Annotated in this window: 18 protein-coding genes; 11 read left to right on the forward strand and 7 right to left on the reverse strand. The window is 42.2% G+C overall.

Features of this window, described 5'->3' with window-relative positions; all coding sequences use genetic code 11:
* Nucleotides 1-2: 2 nt before the first annotated feature.
* Complete coding sequence (locus AB3N61_RS05320; protein WP_367898663.1) at nt 3-2,069, forward strand: methyl-accepting chemotaxis protein; 2,067 nt, start codon at nt 3-5, stop codon at nt 2,067-2,069.
* Here AB3N61_RS05320 and AB3N61_RS05325 read toward each other — a convergent pair.
* Nucleotides 2,059-6,471: a PAS domain-containing protein gene (locus AB3N61_RS05325; RefSeq protein ID WP_367898664.1), complete on the reverse strand. Its 4,413-nt coding sequence runs from the start codon at nt 6,469-6,471 to the stop codon at nt 2,059-2,061. The genes AB3N61_RS05320 and AB3N61_RS05325 overlap by 11 nt on opposite strands.
* 339 nt (nt 6,472-6,810) lie before the next feature.
* Here AB3N61_RS05325 and AB3N61_RS05330 point away from each other — a divergent pair, with 339 nt between their 5' ends.
* Together AB3N61_RS05330 and AB3N61_RS05335 are read left to right on the forward strand one after the other, a co-directional pair.
* A complete protein-coding gene (locus AB3N61_RS05330) occupies nt 6,811-8,376 on the forward strand; it encodes an LA_0442/LA_0875 N-terminal domain-containing protein (RefSeq protein ID WP_257588010.1) in 1,566 nt (521 codons plus the stop codon).
* Between the two features lie 20 nt (nt 8,377-8,396).
* Entirely contained in the window at nt 8,397-10,466 is a 2,070-nt protein-coding gene (locus AB3N61_RS05335) for a methyl-accepting chemotaxis protein (RefSeq protein WP_367898665.1), read from the forward strand.
* 32 nt (nt 10,467-10,498) lie between these two features.
* On the opposite strand, the gene AB3N61_RS05340 is transcribed toward AB3N61_RS05335, so the two are convergent.
* Complete coding sequence (locus AB3N61_RS05340) at nt 10,499-11,497, reverse strand: hypothetical protein (RefSeq protein WP_367898666.1); 999 nt, start codon at nt 11,495-11,497, stop codon at nt 10,499-10,501.
* A 178-nt stretch (nt 11,498-11,675) separates the two neighbouring features.
* On the opposite strand from AB3N61_RS05340, the gene AB3N61_RS05345 reads away from it, so the two are divergent.
* The 4 genes from AB3N61_RS05345 to AB3N61_RS05360 are packed head-to-tail and all read left to right on the forward strand — an operon-like array spanning nt 11,676 to nt 14,695.
* The gene (locus AB3N61_RS05345) at nt 11,676-12,092 is read left to right on the forward strand and encodes a hypothetical protein (protein WP_412758391.1); all 417 of its coding nucleotides are present in this window, start codon (nt 11,676-11,678) and stop codon (nt 12,090-12,092) included.
* A complete protein-coding gene (locus tag AB3N61_RS05350; protein WP_020771156.1) occupies nt 12,076-13,449 on the forward strand; it encodes a PP2C family protein-serine/threonine phosphatase in 1,374 nt (457 codons plus the stop codon). Before AB3N61_RS05345 ends, AB3N61_RS05350 begins: the two co-directional genes overlap by 17 nt.
* Before the next feature lie 4 nt (nt 13,450-13,453).
* Nucleotides 13,454-14,227 (forward strand): enoyl-CoA hydratase-related protein, encoded by a 774-nt coding sequence (locus AB3N61_RS05355; RefSeq protein WP_367898668.1) that lies wholly within the window; start codon nt 13,454-13,456, stop codon nt 14,225-14,227.
* Nucleotides 14,228-14,233: 6 nt separating this feature from the next.
* The gene (locus tag AB3N61_RS05360; protein ID WP_020771452.1) at nt 14,234-14,695 is read left to right on the forward strand and encodes a DUF192 domain-containing protein; all 462 of its coding nucleotides are present in this window, start codon (nt 14,234-14,236) and stop codon (nt 14,693-14,695) included.
* A gap of 131 nt (nt 14,696-14,826) precedes the next feature.
* Here the strand turns inward: AB3N61_RS05360 and AB3N61_RS05365 are convergent, their stop codons facing one another.
* Nucleotides 14,827-15,432: a DUF3332 family protein gene (locus AB3N61_RS05365; protein WP_020771454.1), complete on the reverse strand. Its 606-nt coding sequence runs from the start codon at nt 15,430-15,432 to the stop codon at nt 14,827-14,829.
* Nucleotides 15,433-15,689: 257 nt separating this feature from the next.
* Here AB3N61_RS05365 and AB3N61_RS05370 point away from each other — a divergent pair, with 257 nt between their 5' ends.
* The 4 genes from AB3N61_RS05370 to AB3N61_RS05385 all read left to right on the forward strand — a co-directional run bounded on the left by AB3N61_RS05370 (nt 15,690) and on the right by AB3N61_RS05385 (nt 18,830).
* Nucleotides 15,690-17,150, forward strand: a complete 1,461-nt coding sequence (locus AB3N61_RS05370; protein ID WP_367898669.1) for an MBOAT family O-acyltransferase — start codon at nt 15,690-15,692, stop codon at nt 17,148-17,150.
* Nucleotides 17,151-17,205: 55 nt separating this feature from the next.
* Entirely contained in the window at nt 17,206-17,559 is a 354-nt protein-coding gene (locus AB3N61_RS05375; protein ID WP_036090943.1) for a PilZ domain-containing protein, read from the forward strand.
* A 95-nt stretch (nt 17,560-17,654) separates the two neighbouring features.
* The gene (locus tag AB3N61_RS05380) at nt 17,655-18,257 is read left to right on the forward strand and encodes an RNA polymerase sigma factor (protein ID WP_020771118.1); all 603 of its coding nucleotides are present in this window, start codon (nt 17,655-17,657) and stop codon (nt 18,255-18,257) included.
* Between the two features lie 6 nt (nt 18,258-18,263).
* Nucleotides 18,264-18,830, forward strand: a complete 567-nt coding sequence (locus AB3N61_RS05385) for an LIMLP_12425 family protein (RefSeq protein ID WP_367898670.1) — start codon at nt 18,264-18,266, stop codon at nt 18,828-18,830.
* Between the two features lie 86 nt (nt 18,831-18,916).
* Here AB3N61_RS05385 and AB3N61_RS05390 read toward each other — a convergent pair whose 3' ends face one another.
* The 4 genes from AB3N61_RS05390 to AB3N61_RS05405 form a co-directional block, all read right to left on the reverse strand.
* The gene (locus AB3N61_RS05390; protein WP_020771258.1) at nt 18,917-19,849 is read right to left on the reverse strand and encodes a hypothetical protein; all 933 of its coding nucleotides are present in this window, start codon (nt 19,847-19,849) and stop codon (nt 18,917-18,919) included.
* Nucleotides 19,849-20,136 (reverse strand): ribosome hibernation-promoting factor, HPF/YfiA family, encoded by a 288-nt coding sequence (hpf, locus tag AB3N61_RS05395; protein WP_020771476.1) that lies wholly within the window; start codon nt 20,134-20,136, stop codon nt 19,849-19,851. The genes AB3N61_RS05390 and hpf overlap by 1 nt, the downstream gene beginning before the upstream one ends.
* A 265-nt stretch (nt 20,137-20,401) precedes the next feature.
* On the reverse strand, nt 20,402-20,836 hold the full coding sequence (locus AB3N61_RS05400; protein WP_020771266.1) for a tetratricopeptide repeat protein: 435 nt from the start codon (nt 20,834-20,836) through the stop codon (nt 20,402-20,404).
* A 299-nt stretch (nt 20,837-21,135) separates the two neighbouring features.
* Complete coding sequence (locus AB3N61_RS05405; protein WP_020771351.1) at nt 21,136-21,843, reverse strand: lysophospholipid acyltransferase family protein; 708 nt, start codon at nt 21,841-21,843, stop codon at nt 21,136-21,138.
* Between the last annotated feature and the right edge of the window lie 33 nt (nt 21,844-21,876).

A 21,876-nucleotide genomic window follows, 5' to 3' on the forward strand; every position in this document is an offset into this window, starting at 1 on the left:
CTATGAGTATTAGATACAGAATTTCACTTTACTTATCGATTGTACTTTTGACCGGTTCTTTCGTTCTGGCAGGTATCAATTCGTTTTCCTCTTATTTTAGTTTAAAGTCACAGGTGGATTCAGGATCTACCATGGCCGGCAAACGTTATGAATATGAAATTTCGAACTTTTTGAATTCCGTTTTGGGTTCTTTGAGAGGTTTTCAATTCATGCTGGAAACTACTCATCCCTCTCGTGAGGAAATGGTCGCTTCTCTCAAAAAGTTAGCCGAAACCGATACTCATTTTTTTGGAACTTGGGTTTTATACGAACCTAACGGCTTCGATGGACAGGACGCCCGATATAAAAATACTCCTTACCACGATGCGACCGGTAGATTTATTCCGTATTGGAATCGAGCAACCGGAGATTTAAAGATCACATTCGCAGAATCGTACGATGTGGATGATACGATCAGCTTTTATTATCGAATTCCGAAGAAGACCCAAAAAGATTTTATTTCCGATCCTTATGTGTATTCCGTAAGCGGAAAAGATGTACTGATGGTTTCGATGGTGAAGCCGATCCTACGGAACGGAAAATTTGTAGGGACTGTCGGAACGGACATCGCTATGGAGAATTTACAGGAACTTTTGGGACCGATCCGGCCGTTTAGGGGAGAAGGTTACCTGGCATTGGTTTCGCCTGAAGGATTTTATGCCGCAAATGGAGGAGATCCTTCCTTAGTGGGAAAGGTGATCCCGGAAGAAAATATCCTTGCGCAAGTAAAAGAACTAAGTTTGAAAGGTGAGGATTTTCAGATCAAGGGTGCGGGGCATACTAGATATTTTTTCCCGTTTTTATTAGGAAATTATGATAAACCTTGGGCAGTGGAAGTGTCGATCCCGGATTCGATCTTCTGGTCGGATATGAGAGGAGTGATCTTACAGACGATCTTGTCGTCTTTGGTGATCATGGTGGTGATCCTGATCATTCTGAACTTGATCTTTAACCGACTGATTACCTCCGGCTTATTAGAAGCGATCGGTTTTTCGGAGAAAATAGCGGAAGGAGATCTGACGTCGCATATGGATATATCGAGAGAGGATGAGATAGGTAAGCTTCTCAAGTCCATGGATCTAATGAAGGTGAATCTTTCCAGGATCATTCTTGATATCAAAACATCTTCCACAAAATTGAATAACACCTCGGACCAAATGGCGGAGTCGAGTCGTAACTTCTCGGATGTTGCGCAGGCTCAGGCTTCCGCAGCGGAAGAATCGTCCGCAGCGGTGGAGGAACTGGCTGCATCGGCTGAAAATGTTCGTAGGTCCATGGAAAAAGCGATCGAGAACATGAAAGAGATCGATACGAATGTTGTACTTCTTCGCGAACAGATCGGCACGATCAATAATGAGATGCAGACATTATCCCAAGTGGCTTCCGAGTCTCAAGAGAGAGCGTTGACGGGTGAGAACGCGATGGGAGCGACAAACCAGGCAATGGATGAGATCGGAGAAAGTGCCAGTCGTATCAACGAGATCTTATCGATCATAACCGAGATTTCGGAAAAGACGAATCTTCTTGCATTGAATGCGGCGATAGAAGCGGCACGTGCAGGTGAAGCGGGTAAAGGATTTGCGGTGGTAGCGGAGGAGATCGGAAAACTTGCCTCCCAGACCTCTTCTTCGGTGCAAGAGATCGGGGAACTTGTGGATTCGACGAATAACGCGGTCCATAACGGAAACACTAAGGTGAAAGAGGCGAGCGATATCCTTCGTAAGCTACGGACTTCCGTTGATTCCTTCGGATTATCGGCGAAGAAGGTATTGGAGTCTGTCCGGACCCAAGAAAAGAACACACAAGACATCCATCAATCCGCGAATTTCCTGATGAGTTTCAGTTTACAGATAGAGGAAGCGGTCCAGGAACAGAAACGAGCCACAGATGAGATCACTAAAACGATCGTAAGTATCTCGGAAGGAACCCAGGAAGTAGCTTCCGGAGCGGATGATTTGACTTCTTATTCCAGTGAGATGCATGGGCAATCCGAAGGGCTTTTGAAATCCGTCGATAAGTTTAAACTTTAACTTCTACAAAAGGAAGCAGGATCCGGAACATCGTAAATCCGGGTCTTGTTTCTACTTCGATTTTCCCTTTGTGTTTTTCCACGATCTTCTTTACGATGTCCAAACCCAGGCCGCTTCCTTCTCCGGGAAGTTTGGTTGTAAAGAACGGTTGGAAAATTTTATCTAAAATATTCTCAGGGATTCCGGGACCGTTGTCCGTGATCTCTACGTTGATAAAGTCCGCTTTACGATAGACTTTTATCCTGATTTCTCCCCTAAACTCCATTGCTTGGAGAGAATTGTAGATGAGATTTGTCCAAACATGGATCAAATCGTCCGGATAACATAAGATTTTCGGAATATTTTCGTATTCCTTGGAGACTTGGATGCCTTTTTTGAGTTGGTTCTGGTATATTGTGAGAACTGTCTCAATATTTTCCGTGATGGAGGCCGGGATCTTTTCCGATATGGTGTCAAAATGTGAGAAATTTTTTAAAGCGTAAAGGATCTTGGAGACTCTGTCTACGGCCATTTGTATCGTATTCGTATTCGAGAAAAAGAACGCTTCTAATGTGGAGTATTCCAAAAGTACGTTCGCTCTTTCACGGACCAGGAATGGAAGAGCGGTCTTGGGTAATTCCCTGAAACCCATATCAGTCAGAGCATCTGCGATCGCATAAGGATTGGGAATATTCAGTTCTTGTAATTGAGATACTATATTCTTCTTGGCCGTTCTTTCTTCCATCCCTGCCAATTGGTCTTTCGGTTGTCTGACCAGACTTAAGAATTGGCGAAAGGATTCAACCTGTTCGGTAGTCATTCCCGTTAATACGTTCTGAACATCCGGTAAAATCGACTGAAAACGGATTAGACATTCCTGAAGGTTTTGGTTGGAAGCTTGGACTGCACCGATCGGATTATTGATCTCGTGGGCCACACCCGCGATCAACTGTCCGAGTGCCGCCATTTTTTCGGATTGTATAAGCTGAGCCTGAGCTTTTTTAAGGTTTTCTAATGTTTCCTGTAGTTCGTTTTTTTGCATCTCGATCAGCCTATTCCTGACAGAGATCTCGTCGTTAATCACTTTTAATTCTTCCACTTCTTGGATTGCGGAGGTATCCAAAAGACTGATTGCAGCTACATAGGATTCTCTTTCTGTATAAAAATGAACGCTTCCTATCGCGGAAAAAATCCGACCATTCCAGCGTATCGCTCTCAATTCCAAGTTTTCGGAGCTTTCAAAAGAGCGTATCCTTGCATGTAGTGTTGCCCATGAATCCGGAGTGAATAATGATACGGGAGAGATCGAGTGCAGATCGTTCTGTTTAAAACCGAATATTCTTAAGAAGGCCGGGTTTGTGTCTAAAATTCCTTCCGTTCTCGGGTCAATGAAAATGATCGCTTCATTTGCAAATCTATAGAATGTTTGAAATCTTGCTTCGCTAGCTTTTAATTTTTCCTCCGACTTTTTCCTGTCCGTGATATCCGCAATGATCCCTGCCATTCGTCCCGGGACTTTTTTGGAGTTCCGATAGACTTGCCCTTTGACTTCCAGCCAATGGATGGTCCCATCCGGATGGAAAAATCTATATTCTAAATTGATTACATTCTCTTTTCCTGAAAAACTATTTCGTATCGATTTTCGAATCAGGGTTTTGTCGTCCGGATGTACTAGACTCATGAATACGGAGCTATCTTTTTCGAAATCATGAGTATCTATCCCGAAAATGGAAGCAGTGTCGGTGGACCAATGGGCCGTTCTATCTTTTAAATTCCAGCTCCAAGTTCCCATTTTGGAAGCGTTCAGCGCGAGTCTTAGTCTTTCTTCGCTCAGTTTTAAGGCTTTTTCGGCCAGAAGTGCTTCAGTAATATCTAATATTAGAAATACTAAATTTTTGATCTTACCGGACCTGTCCTTGATGGGTGCGCCGTTAATGGACAGGAATTTTTTATTTCCGGATTGATCCTCTATCGCGTGCCTGATATCATAAACGGGTTGTCCCGAGGTAAGGACTCTGACGAACGGTTGGTCGTTTACGGTCCATTCTCCGCCGTCTATCGAGGTGGCCTTCCATTCAGGTGCATTGTATTTTCTTTTTTGGATCTGTTCCAAGTTCAATCCGAGCACTTTTTCAGCCGAAGGATTCGCGTATAAAATTTCTCCTTCCGGATTTAAAACGGTGATAGCTGCTACGGAAGTTTTCATGATCTCGGCAAGAAGATCCCTTTCCTCGATGAGTTCGCTATGTTTTCTTTTTCTTTCTATCGCGTTTGTAAGTATTTCACCGATCGCTTTTAAATTAGCGAGTTCGAACTCTCCAAACTTCATTTCGAGTCGGCTTAAAGGTATCTCGGAGGTCATTCCTAAACCTCCGACTACTTTTCCTTCTAAGGTTAGAGGAACCGCGATCAAAAATTGGATTTGCAATGAAAGCATTTTGGTTCGCGCATCCGACTCGGGAAAATCCTCTAATTGAAGTGTTACTATTTCCCCGTTTAATATCTTTTTTGTGAGAAAATTATTCGGATCCACTGGACTTTCCGGAGGCCAGCTTGCTTCCTTGTTTTCCGATTCCGGGACAATAAATTCGCATACTAAAGTCCTGATCATTTTTTTCGTATCATATAATACTAAATTGCCCCTAGACATTTTGAACGCTTGGGTGATCTTTTGAATGGCATTGAAGATTGCTTCCTCGATTTCCAATATAGGTCTGTTGATAAGTTCCGTGGAGATGGAAGAGGTAAGTCTTTCTATATTTCTTTTGAATTCTTCTTTCTTTTTTCTTTTAATCTCGTTGCTGATGTCTTGGATTGTTCCTAAAAGTTTGAGAACTTTTCCTTCCGAGTCTTTGATAAAATCGGTCTTGTTTAAAAGGAACTTCTCTTGTCCGGAAGGTGTGATGGATCTATATTCTATTTCAGCGGAGACTCCTTCGATTATCGATCGTTTAAAATATTTTTCTACTTTCTCCCGATCGTCGGGGTGAATGTAATCGAACGCAGGTACAAGCATTCTATCATTCGTTTCTAATATTTGGTAAAGCCCCTCGGAAGCGGTCATTTTTCCCGATGGTATATCGTATTCCCAACTCCCTATTTTTGCGGTTTTTTGGGCTCTGTCTAAGAACAATTTTGTTTCTCTTAATTCATCTTCTATGTGTTTCTGTTCCGAAATATCTATATGGATTCCGATCATTCGGATCGGGTTTCCTTCCGGAGCATTCTCGGCTATTTTTCCCCTTGTTAAGATCCATTTATAAGAACCGTCCTTACACTTTAAACGAAACGCTGTTGAATAGAAAGTTGTTTCTCCCGTTACGTAACTTTTCCAAGCGGAATTGGTTTTGTCTCTATCGTCCGGGTGAAGACTTTCATTCCAAAATTCGTATGTAGGTTTCACTTCTCCAGGACGATACCCCAACATTTTCAGCCAGTTCTCATCCACGTGATGTTCGTTAGTTATAATATTATAATCCCATATACCAAGGTTAGCGCCTTGGACCGCTAAATCCAATGTCCTTTCCTTTTCTTCAAGGATCTTTTCCGTTTCCTTTTTCTCGGTGATATCTATATGGATACCGAGAGCTCGTATAGGGGTTCCGTCCTTATCCCTCTCCCAAACTTTTCCTCTGGACCGGATCCATTTCCAACTTCCGTCCTTACATAACATTCGAAAGTCGGTTTCGAATAATTCCGAATGACCTTCCATATGTTCTTTTAGTCCTTCTACGATAAGTGGACGATCATCCGGATGAATCCTGGATCTCCAAAATTCGTTTGTAGTTTGGAATTCCTCCATGGTGAATCCAAGGATCTCCACACATTTTTCATTCGGTATAACGATACCGTTCGGTATATTCCAATCCCAAAAACCCAGGTCTGCACTTTTGATGACTAAGTCTAATTGTTCCTCTCTACTTTTTAACAATGCTTCCGAAGCGAGTTCTTTTCGAAGATCGATTATATTTCCGCGAATCAGATTTTTAGAACCTGGGATCTTTACCAGATGAACTTCACAAGGAATGAGTTGGTTTTGCTTGTCACAATGATCCCATCTGAATACGGGAATTTCTCCTCGGACTGCAAGTGACATTTTTTCGAAAGCGGAGACTTTGGAACTTTTTCCATCCGGTTGAAATTCCGGAGAGATATCGGCAGGACCTAAACGTAGGAATTCTTCTCTAGTGTGTCCAAAAAGAATTTCGGCCGTCGAGTTGACTTCTTCGAAGATCCCCGTCTCGTAGTTAACGATAGTGATTGCTGAAGGGGAATAATCGAGTAACGTCCGTAAAAGACGATTGTCGGATTCCGAACGGGAGAGTAATTCTATTTTTTTCTCTAATTCGGAGATCTTTTGTTTAGCTGCTTCTAACTCCGCCAGGAGATCCTTGCTTAATCGTTTGTTAATTTTGGGATCCACTTACTATTGAATAGAAAGCGGAAACCTTCGTTTGAAAACAAAAATACTGGAGATCACGGGTTTTCATTTGTCGTTTGTTGTGATTTTGTGGAAAGAATGAGGCAAAAATTTCCCGATTTCTAAGATTGGATCCTTGTAAATTATCCGAAATATTTCAATCGTTCAGAAATAAATTATCAATATTTTTTATAAGAAAATTTTTTGAGTGACGAGTTCGGATAAATATACATTTCTTTTCGTCTTCTTTAGGATTCTCGTCCCGCAGAAATCGCTCTATGTACTTGGGAAATATCTAGAGATAGTAGGGTGCCCGCCCTAGTTTATATTGGAGACAAAATTATGTTCCTTGAAGTTTGGCCGAAGCGTCTGCTCGCCTTCACGGTAGGATTGTTCATTCTTTTTGGTTTTGGAGAATTATTCTCGGCTGATTTTGTTCGTTTGAAGAACGGACAAGTAGTCCGAGGTAAGATCATTTTAGAAGACGAAGAAAAGGTATTAGTAGCCGAGAATGACGACTACGTCCGTTTCGTAGGCAAGGAAAATGTTGCTCAGGTAAGTTATGAAAAAGGAAGGCAGAATACTGGGGCATCTACCTTGGACAAAAAAGGGCCTCCTCAAAAAGGTTCCGATATTCCGCAAGGACATGTGGAGACCGGTCCTCCTAATATGTACGGTCCGAGTGCGGGATCCAGCAACGGTAACGGGGGAGATACTTCGATAGAAGTGATTCATGAGGTGGTTACGGACTTTATTTGGCGGGGACTTAGTTTCTCCGGCGAGATCGCGAACCGCAGAAATAACGAAAGTTATAGAGCTATGACTTTCGTTCCTTCTTATCAACCTACGCTCACCTTTAATACTCCTTTAAAAGGTTTCCAGGTCCAGTTTTGGGGAAATTTCCAATTAACGGAACGTAACGATAGGGACAGCGATGGAAGATTACAAATGTATCCAGGAGGGGCCGGACCTGCTTATCCTGGACAAGGGGCAGCGGGTTCTTTGAGTCCATTTTCCGCTCCTTCTCCGGACGCGTTAAACTCTGCTTGTCCTTACGATACTCAAAGTAACTTTTTAGCGGGAAATCCGACCACAGGTTCTACTTGCGGTGGGGACGTTCCCGCTTTTAAAAAGGAACAGAACGGTATGAAACGTTCGGACGGATTGTTCTATGCATTCTATTATAATTTTGAAAAGACCAGTTGGGGAACATTTACCGCAGGGATCTGGTTTTATAACACTTTTCAAAAAAGCCCCGCGTATCTTTCCCCTCCGTTAGGTGCATACAACTCTTCTGCCGCGCAAGGTGTTGCCGGAGCAAATAACCCTTCCACTCAGATCACTCGTTTGGCTTGGCAGGAATATTTTTTCTTTTGGAAATTACCTTTCTTGCAATGGGCGAATCCTACCGTTTCCTTTTTTACTCAATTTTCGCAAGAGAACGCAGGTTTGATGGCAGGTAAGAATTATCTCTCGTTGACAGTTGGCCACGAGTTTTTTGAAGGAAATTTTTTCCGGATACTTCCACAGGTAAATATCGGCTATGCGATGAGCAATAATATCGTGGATAACAGATACGGGATCCAGGATATCACCTCCACGATCACTTTCTTTTTTGGAAAGTTTTTCGTAAAAGCTGCGGACGTTTACAGACCTAATTTATATATTTATGATACGGATAATTACTACGGGGCGACGGGAGGTTATGTAAATACCAGTAGTAAGGACGGTAAGATCGTGGACCCGGGAAAGGTGAACGGTCCCGCTAATCAGTTAGTATTGGATTTTATCAATTCCTCTACTTCCATCCCGGACCAATTGAGGCAATCCGTGAGAGAGTCTTATCTTCTTCAGAAAATTCCTTCTCACTTGGTTTGGTTCAGTATAGGGTTCAGCCAAAACTTCTAGGTATATAAGGGATATATAAAATGAGTATTCGGTTCAGGATTTCACTTTATCTGTCGGTGGTTTTACTCTCCGGTTCGATCATTTTGACTGCGATCAACTCGATCGGATCTTATTTCAGTCTGAAGTATCAAGTGGAAGACGGTTCCAGAATGGCCGGAGAAAGATTCACTTATGAGGTGAAGGATTTTTTGGATTTGGCGTTGGGTTCTCTCAGAGGGACCCAGTATCTATTAGAATCTTCTAAACCCGCTCGGGAAGAAGTTGTCGCCGCGTTATGGAAATTAGTCGAGGCCAACGAATATTATTTCGGAACCTGGGTGGTATTCGAACCTAACGGTTTTGACGGACAAGATGCAAGATTTAAGAATAAACCGCCGTACCATGACGGCACAGGAAGATTTGTACCGTATATCAACAAATCGAAAGGTGCCGTCACAATAGAGCCGGTAATATATTACGAAAATTTGGATGAGTCCGGAGCGTTCTATACTATTCCGAAAAAGACCCTGCATGATTATATTGCGGACCCTTTTTCTTATCCTGTAGGTGGAAAAGATGTACTTATGGTTTCCTTGGTGAAACCTGTGTTTCGAGGAGGAAGTTTTTCCGGGGTGGTAGGTATTGACCTTGCCATGGAAAACTTGCAGGAACTACTCGGCCCGATCCGACCATTTAGGGGAGAAGGTTATCTGACTCTCATTTCTCCCAATGGGACCTATGCCGCAAATGGAAAGGATCCTTCATTGGTCGGTAAAATGAACCCGGACCAAGAATGGCTGAAGCAGATTACGGAAGGGATCGCAACAGGAAAACCTTTCTCTCTACATGGAGGAGGAGAAGGCCATCATTTTTTCCCGTTTTTATTAGGAAATTATGATAAACCTTGGGCAGTGGAAGTGTCGATCCCGGATTCGATCTTTTGGTCGGATATGAGAGGAGTGATCTTACAGACGATCTTGTCGTCTTTGGTGATCATGGTGGTGATCCTGATCATTCTGAACTTGATCTTTAACCGACTGATAACCTCCGGCTTATTAGAAGCGATCGGTTTTTCGGAGAAAATAGCGGAAGGAGATCTGACATCGCATATGGATATATCGAGAGAGGATGAGATAGGTAAGCTTCTCAAGTCGATGGATCTAATGAAGGTGAATCTTTCCAAGATCATTCTTGATATCAAAACATCTTCCACAAAATTGAATAACACCTCGGACCAAATGGCGGAGTCGAGTCGTAACTTCTCGGATGTTGCGCAGGCTCAGGCTTCCGCAGCGGAAGAATCGTCCGCAGCGGTGGAGGAACTGGCTGCATCGGCGGAGAATGTCCGCAGGTCCATGGAGAAAGCGATCGAGAACATGAAAGAGATCGATACGAATGTTGTACTTCTTCGCGAACAGATCGGCACGATCAATAATGAGATGCAGACATTATCCCAAGTGGCTTCCGAGTCTCAAGAGAGAGCGTTGACGGGTGAGAACGCGATGGGAGCGACAAACCAGGCAATGGATGAGATCGGAGAAAGTGCCAGTCGTATCAACGAGATCTTATCGATCATAACCGAGATTTCGGAAAAGACGAATCTTCTTGCATTGAATGCGGCGATAGAAGCGGCACGTGCAGGTGAAGCGGGCAAAGGATTTGCGGTGGTAGCGGAGGAGATCGGAAAACTTGCCTCCCAGACCTCTTCTTCGGTGCAAGAGATCGGGGAACTTGTGGATTCGACGAATAACGCGGTCCATAACGGAAACACTAAGGTGAAAGAGGCGAGCGATATCCTTCGTAAGCTAAGAACTTCCGTTGATTCCTTCGGATTATCGGCGAAGAAAGTATTGGAGTCTGTCCGGACCCAAGAGAAGAACACACAAGACATCCATCAATCCGCGAATTTCCTGATGAGTTTCAGTTTACAGATAGAGGAAGCGGTCCAGGAACAGAAACGAGCTACAGATGAGATCACTAAAACGATCGTCAGTATCTCGGAAGGAACCCAGGAAGTGGCTTCCGGAGCGGATGATCTGACTTCTTATTCCAGTGAGATGCATGGGCAATCCGAAGGACTTTTGAAATCCGTCGATAAGTTTAAACTTTGAGACTCTCTCATCTCAGTGTCTCCTTAAATCACCTAAGGAAAGATTATCTTTTCTATAATCTTCCTCTGTGTGCTCAAGGAATCTTTCTCTATACCGTTTCCCATTTTGAAAATCGTTTTATTATTTTTTAATATTTCCAATGCCCAGGGTTTCTTTTCCAAAATCACATGCACATAGGAAACAAAAGAATCCGCAAAAAAATCGTCCGCATTTGTGGCAGAGTATAGTGTAGGAAAAGGAGTTTTGGAAAGGACCGGATAAATTTTTTCCCAGTTTTCTTCCAAAGAAAGAGATTCGGAATAAAAACGGATTTGAGGTCGGAATGTAAAAACGGAATCATCCAAATAACTGACCTTCTCCGATCTCCAAATACCTTTATAGAACTCAAAGTTTGCAAAGGATCGTTTATGGGAGAAAAAGCTTGGACCTATCTTTTCCGTTTCGGAAAGAATATGACCAAATTCGTGTAATAGGATATAACGAAGAGCATTCGACTTGGAGTTTTGTTTTTCCTCTTCTATCCGGATTCGTATCTTAACATTTCCTTTTTGAAAGGAGGAATTTTCCTTATAACTGATCCAATCGTTTGCGTTCCTGTTGAGAGTATTCGCATCTAAGATCACAAAACCTCCGATCGGATCCCCATCCTTTCGAACGATCCCTGTGACTGCGGAGCCGCCTAAGTCCTCACAGAAGTAAATACGGAAAAGTTTCTTTTTTAAAAGAGAAACAACCGGACCAGATTGAGAATTCAAAGCATTTAATAGAGTTGTTTTGAACGGTTGAAGATCCTTTAATGGAGAAGGTGATTCAGTAAATCCATCCACTCGATTTAGTTCTTTTACATACTCCAAAGCTACTTTGTCCAAATTGAAAATCCTAGAGTCCCAATCCTGGGACTCCAAACCGACATAGTTTTCTATCTTTGAAAGAGGAGTCGACGATAGAATATCAGCATAAGGATTCGGATCTCCCGCTTCTTCTTTGCAGGAGTAGAAGGTTTCAAAAACAAGAATGAATACGACAAACAATCGACACATTTCCGTCTTTAGCTTGGATTTATTTTCGGAAAACATGCGGCTTTGAATATGCGAAACTTGAGCTAGAAGGAAAAGTATTTTTCTTTGCATCGCAAAAAATCGGAAAGAGAAAGATTGGGTTATTGATTTGCATTTCATAGGCCCTTTGTAAGATTTGTGCCTGTCTCTCATGAAGACCGGCGTCCCTAATTATAACACTTCTGGATTTCCCCGCGATTATGCTCGGACGTCTTTCTTGTTATGTATGGTCGCTCTGTTTTTTTACGGAGTATCGATCTTTTCGGATGTAACCAATCCTTGGGAACTACCTAAGGATGAGAGGATCTTGAATCGCAAGGATGTGAGTCATATCGTTTTAGAGACAAGACCAGGCGGATTTCGTGTTACTTTACTGATCAACGAAAGATTTCCGTATAACTATAAATCAAAATCAGCTGCTTTCTATTATTCTAATATTAAGGATTCTAAAGAAGGTTTGGAATTGGCGGAAAAATTGGACCGATATCTTAGATCCGGCTTTAACATGACGATCAGATTTAACGGTTCTGAAATTTACGAATTTATATTAGATGAATCTATCCAATAAAAAAGCTAGCGGGATACTTAACCCTTGGTCTTTCCTGGAAACCGAATTCAATTACCGAGAGGTAAGCGCTTGGAAAGATTTCGTCCGGATCGATCAGTCATTCATTCGACTCGCATTTTTTCTTCATTTCCTAGTATATTTTTTAGCCCTGATCCCTGAGATACGGAATGCTCCTCATGGAACTATTTATTTCGGCCTTATATTAAGTTTAAACCTACTTAGCTTGGTTCTTTCTTTTCAAAGGAAATATCTTCCTGCTGTCATTCACGGCACGAATTGTAGCATCACTTTTTTAGTGATGCTGATCTTAAACGAATCGTTTTACAGCTTCGACGATCTTCATAGTTTACAACTATATAATAATTATTTCCTGCTAGTCGGATTTTTGGTCTTATTCCAAATGTTCCGCCTTAAGGTAAAGGGTTGTTTCTTAACGGCGACTTATTCCATCGTATTGCACCTCGGATTCATATATTTTAAACTAAAGAACGGCCCTTTTACGGGATTCCCGTTGGTTCTATTCGTTCCGGATGTGGTTTACCTGATCCTAAGTTTGATCGGGACTACGATCGTAGTGATTGTCAGAAGATTAGTCCGTATTTCTTCCGAACTGGATTCAGAGTATAGATTTTTGCAGCACGAACTCCAAATTGCGAGAAAAGTGCAGGAGACTTTATTTCCGGAAGATATCAGTATTAAAGGATTCAAATACGAGGTATTTAGATCCACTCCTAACGAGATCGGCGGAGATTTTTACGATTTTATACAGTTAAGGGAAGGGAACACCGGGGTTTTTTTGACCGATATAGCGGGCCACGGCATCGCTTCCGCGTTAGTCGCATCATTTATTAAAATTATGGTAGCGACGATGCCTTATCGTCTTAAACTTCATCCTGTCCGATTATTGGAGTATCTGGATGAGACACTTCTCAGGCAATTTAAATCCCATCATGCCTCCGCTGTGTATATCTTTTTCGATTTTATTTCTAAAGAGATCCATTTTGCGAATGGAGGACATCCGTATCTGATGCATTCCCGAAACGGAAATGACTTTAGGGAAATTGAAACTACCGGAAGTATATTAGGATTCGGGATTAAAAGGCCTATCGCGGAACTGGTTTCTTTGCCGATCCAGTCCGGAGAAAGGTTATTTTTATATACCGACGGATTGATAGAGAATCGAAATCCGCAAGGAAAACAGCTTGGAAGCGAAGGCCTTATTGAAATCCTGAACAGAAATAAGTCTTTTACCGATTTAAAACAGTTTAAAGAAGCCGTCCAAACCGAATTGTCCGCATTCTTTAGAGATGCGGAATTCGAAGACGATACACTTTTTCTGATCATCGAGATGGAGTAAATTTATGAACGAATCGCTGATCCATTTGCAAAAAGAAGGCAAACTGGCAATCCTGGAGATCAACCGCCCTTCTGCGCTAAACGCGTTAAACGAAGAACTATTAAACGAATTAACTAGCGAGATAACCAACTTAGAAAAAGATCCTGCTATCCGAGTTGTTATCATAACCGGTCAAGGAAAAGCCTTCGTAGCCGGAGCGGATATTGCTAAGATGAAAGAGTTAAATACAAGCGGGGCTGAGAAGTTTGCCTCATTGGGACAAAGCACATTCGACAGGATCCAGAAGAGTAGACTTATATCGATCGCGGCAGTCAACGGATTTGCATTGGGCGGAGGACTGGAACTTGCGCTTGCTTGCGATATTCGTATCGGTTCCGAAAAGGCAAAATTAGGACTTCCCGAAGTTTCTTTAGGGCTAATCCCTGGATTCGGCGGGACCCAAAGACTTGCGAGATTGATCGGTTATGGAAGAGCTGCGGAACTTATCTTTACCGGAGATATGATCGGTGCGGAAGAAGCTTATCGTATCGGTATATTAAATAAACTTGTTAAAGACGGGGAAGATTTGATCTCCACTGCTAAAGCGACTGCGGAATCCATTCTCAAAAAAGGACCAATCGCTGTCTCTACGGCCAAATCCGTCATCCTGAACGGATTAGACATGCAGTTATCTAAAGGACAAGAATTCGAGAAAAAAGAATTTTCCAATCTATTCTCCGGAAAAGAATCCAAGGAAGGAATGGGAGCATTCTTAGAAAAACGTCCTCCTAATTTTTGAGGGACCATGAAAATTTTTAGATTTTTCTTACTTTCTGTTCTATTCTGCCTTCCGATGGCGGGTTGGGGGGAGTATAATTCTCCCTTATACTTAGAAAAAACCACCATCTATATAGGGGAGCATGCTTTGCTTGTCGAGGTTGCAAACACCGACGAATCCAGACAAAGAGGATTGATGTTCCGCAAAAAGTTAGGAGAGAATGAAGGAATGATCTTCATCTTTCCGAATGAGGACTACCTTTCTTTTTGGATGAAAAATACCTTAATTCCATTGAGTATCGGTTATTTTTCAAAAGATAAAAAGCTCATCGACGTTTACGAAATGGCCCCGAACCAAACGCAAGTATTGTATCATTCTACCCAAAAGGTAATGTATGCGGTGGAAGCGAATCCTAGATGGTTTGCAAAACGCGGACTAGGAAAAAATTCCGTTTTAAAGATTGAATCTAGATTTATAGCCCGTCCCTAAACTTAGGGTATCGATACGTATTTAATCCGGGAATAAATAGCCTGAAAGGTTATTATCGGAAAGTGATCCGCCCTTAAAATCGGGGCGGATCTTTTGCACGTCAGGTCGGAAGAATAGACCCGGCCTTTATATTAAAGGGATTCTGCCGCTCTTAATTGCAGATCCTGCAAACTTTGAGCTTCAACTACTTTAGAAGATTTTAATTTACCTTGCTCGGTAAGTTTTAAGATCACTTGGGATCCGACGGATTGCGATGTAACTTCGATCTCGGAAAGATTTCCTTCTCTCTCTACGAAAAATTTACCGGGTTGAGAACGAAAAGCGGTCAGGGTTTCCGATTTCCCTTCTTTAGAAACTGCAGTCAGATCCAATCTGGAACCGAAATCGGTATAAACTAAAGTCAGTTTTTCTCCGTCTTGTTCGAAAGATTTTGCGAATCTTCCTTCTTTATCGTACTCGTTTAATCCTACCGGGTTACTGCCGGACCAGAACTCGATCAGGTTGAATAGAAGAAAGTCGATAAATCCACCGATTGCCATTAAAAATCCGAAAGGAATGTAGAACAGAACCGTTTTTACGATTTTTGCAAGAAGGCCGCCGCCCACATTGATCCCGTCGTTGGCATTGTAGAAAACTCTTACAAGTGCGAATTTTCCGAAACAGTTCGCCAAAGAACCGAAGCTAGCTCCTACCAGGACCAAGGTCAGGATGATTTTTTTTAAAACGTTTTTCACCATTGAAAACGGAACTCCTTTATATGAATGGAATGCGAAACTACGAATAAAGTATGGAAAAAATCTTGCAAGAGATTTACATTCTTCCTTTCGTTTTGTGAGATAAAATCTTGACTAAAAGGTTTCCGGCCTAGAGCGACCCGATAAAGGAAAGAGAATCCCTTGACCTAGTTCCTGTCTCGGTATTTCTGGACCGAAAGACGGTTTATAAATAATAAAGTCGTTCTTTGGGGCAGATGCCCCTAATTTAGGGAACCTACGTGATCTTTCCCACACTGGAATTTTTTCTTTTTTTCTCCTTCGTATTTGTAACCCATTGGTACATTTTGCCGGCGCTTATCCCGGAGCCAAAGTTACGCAAATCGTCTATCCATATCTTCCTACTCATCATGAGTTATATCTTCTATATGAGCTGGAACTGGAAGTTCGGCGGTTTGATCTTATTATCCACGGTAATCGATTTCTTTTTAGCGGACCTGATCTTCGAATCCAAGGACCAAAGTTTCCGCAAGAAGATGATCGTAATCAGCCTGGTATTGAACCTTGTATTCATTTTAGGTTTTTTTAAATATTACGGTTTCTTGAGCGAAAATCTGAATGCGTTCTTGGTTACTTTAGGTTTCCCGAGTTTATTCCCGATTCTTAAAATTGTTCTTCCTGTTGGGATTTCCTTCTACACCTTCCAGAGTTTGAGTTATACGATAGACGTATACAGGGGGGCGATTCCTTCCGAAAAAAACTTCATAAAATTTGCGTTATTCGTATCCTTTTTTCCTCAATTGGTGGCAGGACCGATCGTTACTGCCAAAAGTTTTTTACCTCAATTACAAACCGAGAAAAAGATAGAAGATATACCATTCAGAAAAGCGATCCGTTATTTTCTAATGGGTTATTTTAAGAAGGTCGTATTGTCGGATAATATTTCCCCGATCGCGGATCTGATCTTTAAAAACCCGGATGCCTATTCTACGGAGGCTCTTTGGTTGGGAGCATTTCTTTTCTGGGTCCAGGTTTATTGCGATTTTAGCGGTTACACGGATATGGCCTATTCTGCGGCGCTGCTTTTAGGTTACGAGTTACCAGAGAATTTTAGAATGCCTTATATTTCTCAGTCGGTTACGGAACACTGGAGAAGGTGGCATATCACTCTTTCTAGTTGGCTTAGGGATTATGTGTATATCTCTCTGGGCGGGAATCGTGTGGGACTCTTCCGCCATAGATTTAACGTTTGGTTCACGATGTTCGTGGGAGGGATTTGGCACGGAGCCAATTGGACCTTCTTGATCTGGGGTTCTATCCAAGGCGGATTTCTATTAATAGAATCTGTATTAAAAGAATGGAAAGCGAAATTATTCCCGAACCTAACCGTTCCCGATTCTTGGGATAAATTATTAACCCCCGTTAGAGTTCTATACGCAAGTTCGGTGGCAGTCACCTTCGGGGTGATCTTCCGTTCCGCAAATATAGAATCCGCTCTGAAAATGATCCATGGAATGTACATATATCAGAGCGGGGAACTGAGACCTTATATGTTAAAACAAGGGATCCCTGCGATACTTTGTGTGATCATTGGACATTATCTAGGTTGGCTGATTTACGAAAAAGGAAAGGAGTTGAAGATCCCGGCTTGGTTGGAATTTTCTCTCTATCCTTTGATCGCATTTTGTTTTGCGGTCTTAAGTCCCGACGGAGAGATCCCTTTTATTTACTTCGATTTCTGAAAAAAGTAAAACGCTGGACACTTGTCGAATTCGTTTCTAATTTGAACCCTTATCGATGAGCGACCCCGATCAAAAACCTAGGAGCCCAAGATTTTATCCCAGAGATTTCGATGAGTACATCGTGCAGGTGGATTCCGGGCTCATTACCTTGGAAGGAAAACTAGGCAATATTTCCGAGTCAGGTATTTGCATTTTAATGAGTGGAGAAGATCTGCCGGGCTCCGTTCCGATCGAAGGTTCTGTCATCGAAAGAAGAACCGGTAAACGTTTGGAATTTTTAGGGGACGTAGTTTGGAAAATCCCGAAACAGGTAGATTCTAAACAAAAGTTCTTATATGGGATACGCTTTAGAGATCCTTTGGAATTAACTGAGTCCCTAATACTCATCAATCTTTCCTTAGAAGGTTAAAATCCTAAAACCGCATACGGTTGCACAGACTTCTTTACGTCATATTTTTATTGCAAAGGCCAGGGAAGAGCCTACCTATGTCGTAAAGGCTTCTAATGATCGAAACCGATAATCCTCATCGCAAACAAACCGTACGAGAAAAAGAAATCCAGCTTCTAAAACGGATCAAAGAAGGGGATGACAAGGCATATATAGAACTTACCGGCCCTTATCGGGAGAGATTGTATAGAAAAGCTGTCTCCATGGTAAAAGACGGGGATGACGCAGAAGACATCGTCCAAGACGCCCTGATCTCTGGATACCGTTCAATACGCAATTTTAGGGCAGAATCCGGGGTTTATACCTGGTTGTACCGGATCGTAGTTAATAAGTCCAAGGACCTTCTGGCCAAAAGGAAACGAGCCCGGGAGAATTCCATGGATGATTCCGAGTTTCAGGTCACCGATGATCGTATTAGCTTCGAAAAAAAAGTAGAACTTTCCGACGAGAGTAACTATCTAATCAACAAAATAGGTGAGCTTGAGGATATATATAAAGAAGTCATCGAGCTCCGGTATTTCGAGGAAATGTCCTATTCACAAATAGCAGAGATCCTCGGAACCAATATCGGAACAGTCAAAAGCCGGCTCTTTAAGGCAAAGGAATTTTTGAAACATCTGATTATGAAAGATGGGAAGGGCGAAGGCTTTTTTAGGTAGTAAGGTATGGAAAAACAAACAAGTAAACAGCAGAGCACGAGATTCGGATTCTCGGCAATTTTTCAGAAAGAAGATCCGGATCTTGTTAAATTAGAAAATTCTTTAGTTCGAGCAGTCTCCGAATTAAGAATGGAACAGATGAAGGATATCCGTCTTTCTAAGGATTTCGATCTTCGACTGCAGAATCTCCTCAAAGATGTCCGATTCGATGAAGAAACCTCCTGGTCCAAGTTTTCCCGCAGTTTTGTCTGGAACCGTTCTTTCCAGTACTCCCTGAGTGCAGCTCTTGCAATCTTAGTTCTCGCAGTAACAGTAGGCCGATTCTCTTCTTCCAACGAAACAAGTTTGGCAGAAAGATCGGGAACCCTAACCGTCGGTGAAGACCGCGAATTCGTGGATCTTCCTTCTTCTGCAAGAGTGGATGTGGATCTGAATTCACGTCATCTTCTGGAAATTTCCAGAAATCCCCAAGCTTCTAAAACCTTAGGTGCGTTAGAGCAATACTTTATCGAAAAAGGGGATTATAGAACTGCTCAAGAGATCCGTCAAGTTCTGGAATCCACTTCTAAGTAATTTTTTCGCACAGAGCGCACTGAGAACACAGAGGTTTTTCGTATGAAAGTTGTCTCTCTGTGAACCCTGTGGTCTCCGTGCGAACCTTACACTTTCAATCTTTTATGGTATAAGTTCGGATCTAAAGAATCCAGGATACGTTTAGCCTCCTGGGCTACTTCTCCATACAGGATAGAAGTTCTGGAGTCGAGTAAAGCGCAACAGAGTTGGATCATTCTGCACTTTACCTTAAATTCCGTTCCACCTTTACGTAGCCCTAAAGAATCGCGAAGTCTGAACAATTCGGAACGATACGCTTCCAATTCCTTATCGCTCATTTTACGGATCTCTTTGAATACTCCTCTTTCTAGAAGAAGAACAGGTAATGCTTCTTTGAGTTCAGCTTCTTCTTTAAATTCCTCTCTTAGGATCCGTATCGCGGAGAAGATAGGCTCTGCACGAACGGATTCCAGTCGGATCGCACTCGGTTCTTTTAAAAAAGCCTCTCTGTAGAGTAGCAGTCCTTGCGCCTGTTGCCCACTTAGGTATGTACATTCTGCTCTAAAAAATAATAATTCGGGAGAGAATCTTTCCAGTCCGGAAGAATCACGTAATACTTCGGAAGCAAGTTCCGTATCTTCAGCAAGTAATAGTCTGTAAGCTAATTCCGCGATGAGTCCAGGAGAAAGCGATTGAATGCCTTCTTTTCTAAGTGCGATGCGCACTTGGTCCGTAGTTTCTTGTAGAATTGAACTCATCGCCGAATGATAGGAGAGTTCTTGAGGGAAGGATTTACTTTTATACACCGAATCGAAATCTTTCAGGAATTCCAATAAAAGTCCCGTTCTTTCTCTTCCTTCTTTTGTGAGATGGATCCGATCGATTCTATGATCCCAGAAGGAAGAAATATAAAACCCCGAGGCAAACTCGGGGTTTTCGGGGTCTTCTTCCAATAGGGAATCGAATAAGTTTCGGGAGAGCTCGAACTCTCCCTCGGATAAATGTTTTATCGCTTCTTCGTACTTCCTGTCTTGGTCCATCAATGAGCGGCTTTTTTGTCGTGGTGTTTACTTACTTGTTTTACGATCTTATCTTCTAAACCGTCTATGCAGGAATAAATATCTTTGTCTTCATGTTGTGCGTTAAACTTGCTTCCGTCTGCGGCTAAATTCAGATTAGCGCTGATCAGTCCATGAACCTGTTCGAATGAAATTTCCATCGAAACCAATTTTTGTATGTATTTAGAGACTCGTTCTAACTTTTTTCCGGCATAATCTTCTGCCGTTCCGGAATGATCTAAATTTTTCCAATTAAAAACGATTTTCATGTAAAGCCTCCGTGTTCTCTATTTATGGCTTCTTAAAGTTTTATCATAGCATGGATGCGGTTCAGAAAAAACTAAAGAAACGTATTTTGGACGGGGAAAGAAAGGGAGTCATCCCAACCCAGGAATTCCTGTAAGATTAGGATGGAAAAAAACGGAGTCAAATCAAAAAAAGCGCCCGCCCCGAAAGGGGCGGACCAGGGAAGTTAGAACTAGAGATGGGATGATTTCCTAGCGCTTCTTAGTCCTTGTTTAGAGTCAGGCTTGGCTATTTCGCAAAAGCCAGGCTGCATGCTTCCTGGTATTTTTTAAGACCTTCTTCCTCTGCGTGGAGAGCGGAATCAAGGTCACCAATCTTTTGGTATACATGGATAACTTCTTTAATGTTCTCTAAAGCTTGGCAGGATTTGCCGAGACGGAATTCGGAGATGGATTTTAGATACAGGACTAGAGCGTATCCGGAACTTTCCTTATCACCGATTTTTGTTCTCACAGCTAAGGACTGATCATAAAAAGCGATTGCACCTTCATAATCCCTGGTTTTTTGTTTTAGGCTTCCCAGGGCAGTAAGCTTATTTGCCAGCTGGACTTCTGTCTCCGGTGTGTAATTATTGAGCGAACTCTCTAACACATTGGTTTCAGGTTCTGCATAAATTGCAGTGGAGATGCTTAAAATTAAGGCAATTTTAATTATTCTGTTCATCTTTTTATCTCTCAGCCAGGGCTTTGTATGATATAGTGCAAACGCCGTGCCAAGTTTCTGGGAAAAACTAGATTTTTTTTAATTTTAGGTGGGGATTTTCTGGGTAAGTGGCTGGCACACGGAGCTCACAGAGAACACGGAGATAGGAAATACGGTTGGAATGTGATTAGGAACTCCAATATGCGATTCTAATTCCCACGATAGGAGTTCCTACAATTTAATTTTGCGACCTAGTGTCTTGGCGTGAACCCCACCTCCGTGGTCTCAGTGCTCTCTGTGCGAGCCAAAGTACATGGATTCTAGGAGATTGTTTCGAGAAGTTCTAGATCTCCATTTGAATCGTTCGTCTTTTTAGCCTGTTCGAATGGGTATTTGAGATTTGTGAGGCTTGCGATCTCGTGCATACAGTCATGGAGGAAATCTTCCGGGTCCATATCCCCCGTTAAGTATCTAAGTTTTCCAGCACGGACGATAAAGCTAGTCCTACGCAAGAATCCTCTTGGCTTATATTCCAATCCCAGGCATAGGACAGGAAGTGGCTCTTCCGGCTTTCCCACAATGAATCTAAATCCGCCCGGGCGACCCTTTCCCATTTTATAAGGAATTGTGGTTTGTTCCGGAAAGATCACGAGCATATTACCTTCGTTTAGTACTTTCTTAGCGAATAGTAGGTCGTTTTTACTTTTTCTAGGTTCTTTTCTATTGAGGGGGATTCCTCCACATTTTAGAAAATAGTCCATATAAATGGGAGAAGCAAGGGAATCTTTCATGATCGCCCAGATATCCATTCTTCTATGATATAATGCTTTGGAGAGTCCCAACGGGATATCGTCGTTTCTTTGGTGTTTGGAGAGTACCAGGACCCTTCCGGTTTGAGGTACGTTCTCTAATCCATAAACTTCTGTTTTATAAAATAAGGAACCGTAGAGTCTTCCGAACCAGCGTAGGGCTTTCCTGGCTTTTTCGGAACTTCCAGGATGAGGCTTTTGTATTTTCTTCGATGACATTAGTAAATATGAGAGAGCTTTGGGGAGAAGGTT

Source organism: Leptospira sp. WS58.C1 (genome assembly GCF_040833995.1).
Taxonomy (GTDB): domain Bacteria; phylum Spirochaetota; class Leptospiria; order Leptospirales; family Leptospiraceae; genus Leptospira_B; species Leptospira_B cinconiae.

Bases quoted from the DNA above. Each gene is read 5' to 3' on its own strand.
- AB3N61_RS05350 (WP_020771156.1), top strand. From the start codon at position 12,076: ATGAATCTATCCAATAAAAAAGCTAGCGGGATACTTAACCCTTGGTCT.
- AB3N61_RS05330 (WP_257588010.1), top strand. From the start codon at position 6,811: ATGTTCCTTGAAGTTTGGCCGAAGCGTCTGCTCGCCTTCACGGTAGGA.
- AB3N61_RS05405 (WP_020771351.1), bottom strand. From the start codon at position 21,843: ATGTCATCGAAGAAAATACAAAAGCCTCATCCTGGAAGTTCCGAAAAA.
- AB3N61_RS05360 (WP_020771452.1), top strand. From the start codon at position 14,234: ATGAAAATTTTTAGATTTTTCTTACTTTCTGTTCTATTCTGCCTTCCG.
- AB3N61_RS05355 (WP_367898668.1), top strand. From the start codon at position 13,454: ATGAACGAATCGCTGATCCATTTGCAAAAAGAAGGCAAACTGGCAATC.
- AB3N61_RS05345 (WP_412758391.1), top strand. From the start codon at position 11,676: ATGAAGACCGGCGTCCCTAATTATAACACTTCTGGATTTCCCCGCGAT.
- AB3N61_RS05375 (WP_036090943.1), top strand. From the start codon at position 17,206: ATGAGCGACCCCGATCAAAAACCTAGGAGCCCAAGATTTTATCCCAGA.
- AB3N61_RS05390 (WP_020771258.1), bottom strand. From the start codon at position 19,849: ATGGACCAAGACAGGAAGTACGAAGAAGCGATAAAACATTTATCCGAG.
- AB3N61_RS05385 (WP_367898670.1), top strand. From the start codon at position 18,264: ATGGAAAAACAAACAAGTAAACAGCAGAGCACGAGATTCGGATTCTCG.
- AB3N61_RS05400 (WP_020771266.1), bottom strand. From the start codon at position 20,836: ATGAACAGAATAATTAAAATTGCCTTAATTTTAAGCATCTCCACTGCA.
- AB3N61_RS05365 (WP_020771454.1), bottom strand. From the start codon at position 15,432: ATGGTGAAAAACGTTTTAAAAAAAATCATCCTGACCTTGGTCCTGGTA.
- AB3N61_RS05320 (WP_367898663.1), top strand. From the start codon at position 3: ATGAGTATTAGATACAGAATTTCACTTTACTTATCGATTGTACTTTTG.
- AB3N61_RS05380 (WP_020771118.1), top strand. From the start codon at position 17,655: ATGATCGAAACCGATAATCCTCATCGCAAACAAACCGTACGAGAAAAA.
- AB3N61_RS05335 (WP_367898665.1), top strand. From the start codon at position 8,397: ATGAGTATTCGGTTCAGGATTTCACTTTATCTGTCGGTGGTTTTACTC.
- hpf (WP_020771476.1), bottom strand. From the start codon at position 20,136: ATGAAAATCGTTTTTAATTGGAAAAATTTAGATCATTCCGGAACGGCA.